The 2,742-nt window shown below is 64.3% G+C and carries 2 protein-coding genes; both read right to left on the bottom strand.

Going from position 1 to position 2,742, the window contains the following annotated elements; all coding sequences use genetic code 11:
- Positions 1 to 636 (bottom strand): P-loop NTPase family protein (locus tag AC1DS3_RS37505; RefSeq protein ID WP_477129234.1); only part of this gene is annotated, 636 nt, incomplete at its 3' end.
- Between the two features lie 224 nt (positions 637 to 860).
- Positions 861 to 2,742, bottom strand: a 1,882-nt coding sequence (locus tag AC1DS3_RS37500) for a hypothetical protein (RefSeq protein WP_477129233.1), incomplete at its 5' end; no start/stop codon positions are given.

Genomic DNA, 2,742 nt, shown 5'->3' with positions numbered 1-2,742 from the left:
CATCAGAAATTCAACGGCTCTACCAAACGGACGCTCCATGTCCGGTGGCTCGACCAACACAGTCAATGTTGGCATGGAAATTTGGTCGAGCAGCGAATCGCAAAGCCCGGCGTAAGCTGTCCACAGCCTGTGCATTCCCTCAGCGCCTTTCAGGTTCCTTCGACGCGAGTACAGGGTTGTTTCTAGGTACGCGGAGACCCGGGTTGTCCATACTCCCCCTCGGTGGAGAGCGGTACTGTGGGAATGGCCGGTCGCGTCGACACTGCGCAGGTAGATGGCGACCGGTGAAAGGGATTGGACGATGCTTTCAAATTCCGCAATGTAGCCACGAATTCCACCCTGCTCTTGTTCCATCATGAAGCGGACAGTGCTCTGAAAGAGGCTGCCTTCAAGAATACATAGGCCGTTCGTGGAACGATACCGCTCTGCGAAACGCTGCCAACCCTGCAGGCAACGCGCGGAATAGCCAGGCAGTCGCCTTGACGTCGTAAGCCCCGCAGGATGCACCGGGTGCTCCTGATCTTCCTCCCGATACCACCTGGCTTCGCACCCGATCGAGCCCGCAAATCCGCAGAGCCGCTCCGCAAGTGTGCTCTTGCCAATTCCTGGCAGCCCGTCAATCAGTACCAGTTTCAAAATTCAGCCCCTGCTTCCAATGCAGTCTCCATGTTTTGCCGACTAGATACCGCATCGACCGAACGTCGGCTTCCGGCCGGGATCGCCGCGTGCAGACGGACAGCGGTAGCTGCATTCTGCCTTTGCCAACCGCGCCTACGCCCCCCTTGCCTGTTCAGGCAATTCAGAGCTTGCGAAAAAAAGCAGACAAGATTCGGCACGAAAGAGTCCCCGTTTCGCCTTTGTCACGGCTGTCCCATGTACGGCCGTTCCGCGGCGAAGAGCACACGCTGCACAAATGTACGCCAATCGGCCGGCGCGCGATCGCCAAGCAGGTGAATCCCAGCCATTAGCGCCTGGGCGCGCGGTTGCAGCGGTAGGCCATCGAGCACGCGCTCGGCAGCCACAGGATCGCCACGGCGGACAAGCGCGAAGAAACGCTCCATCTGCGCGACAACGCCCGGTTTGTCGTACTGCGCGACGATCGAATCCAGCACCCGCCTGACCGCTGGAATCCCCGTGTCGGCCCCCGTGGCTACGGCCAGCCATACCGTCTGCCCGTCAATGCCATCGTCGGCGGACAACGTCCGCGCGCGGGCACGCAGCTCCGGCGACGCGCCGCGCGAGGCGGCAGCCAGGCGCAGCACATGGCCATACACCGGTGTACCGTCCGCAGCGGCCACGGCTTCGTCGAGCCGACCGTTCGCCAGCAATGCGATCGGTCGCATCGGGCCCTCCACAGTCAGGGGGCCGGGCTCAAACGCCAGCAGGTCCCGTAGCATCGGCGAGGCTCCCGACGCCGCTTCCTGCCTGGACCTGGCGGCCGCCGGGTCGAGAAGGCGAGTCAACCGCAGCGCCTCGCCCGCCATCATCTGGCGCAGCGCTGGATTTTTCGACATGGCTAGGTCAAAGCGCTCAAGCGCTTCGCGGTAACGCCCATGTTCGCTTGCCTGCCATCCCACGGCGTTGGCATACCACGCGGAATCAGGCCAGCGGCGAGCCCCGGTCTCGAAGGCGGCCTCCTTCTCCGGCCCATCGGGCATGCATCGGGTCGCCAGGTACGCCAGCGCCGGCTGTATTGGCGTGGCCTCAGCCAGCGCGCGATAGCGTGCGCAGAGCGCGGCACGCGGCGCGCCCTTAGCCAGATCCTGCTCGGTGCGCATCGCAATGACGTCGACCGGGAAACGCACGCGCCGCTCGGCGAACGCCTGCTCGAAGCCAGGCTCCTCACTCGCCAGCGCCAGCCAGTTGGCCAGGTAGGAAGAATCCGGCGCATCGAAGCGGACATGCGCCAGGATCATCGCTGTCGCACCAGCTTTGTCCTCTAGTTGACTGGCAAGAACATCGGGCGGCGTATCGTCGGCCGCGTCCACGACCGTGCGCACCCCGCCGCCCCTGGCGTTGATCCTCTCCGGCGGCCGGGCAAAGACAACGTCAGCCGACGCAGCCTGCCAGCGCTGAGGGCTCAGCAAGCGCGGAGCGTCCGCGTTGGCGCTGCCGTAGGTCGCCGTCCATTCCCGCAAGGGCGCGGCGCTCGCGACCGTATAAACCATGTGGGTAGCCTTCCGGCGAACCGCGGCGCTGAACGACTCGATCGGCTCGCCGTCAAGCGTCTGTGTCACCACCTGCACGTCGAGGCCGCCGTGAACCTCAACTTCGGCATGGGAACCCGGTTTCAGTTCGACGCGCTGATCATTCACGGTGGCGACGACCGATTGTGCCAGGCCGTTATAGACAATAACGCTGACTTTCCCCATGGACCAACCGATGGCAAGCACGGTCCCGATGATGCCGACGGCGACACAGGAACGGGCCAATCCCGGAAGGAATCCGGTTGCGGACTGGAAGCGCTCCCAGAGGTCGGGCTTGTTCGCCCGCAAGGCACGCTCGTTCCCCAACGCCAATGTGTCGTAGGCGGGCGGCGGCGCCGGAACCGATAGCGGTGGCACGGCCAATGGCTCCCCCGCCGCGGCCGCGGCAATCATGGTTTCCGTGCGTAGAAGTTCGTCCAGTGCCGCGCCACCCAGCGCCGACAGACATGCGGCTGCATGGTTGACCCAACCGCCCACGACGCGCAGCCAGTCGTTAATGTTCTCCCGGACCGGTACGCCGAGACCCAACTCACCC

The organism is Cupriavidus sp. 01L46, assembly GCF_056399905.1.
Note: the sequence above shows the minus strand (reverse complement) of the source record. Positions and strands in the feature narration are given on the sequence as shown.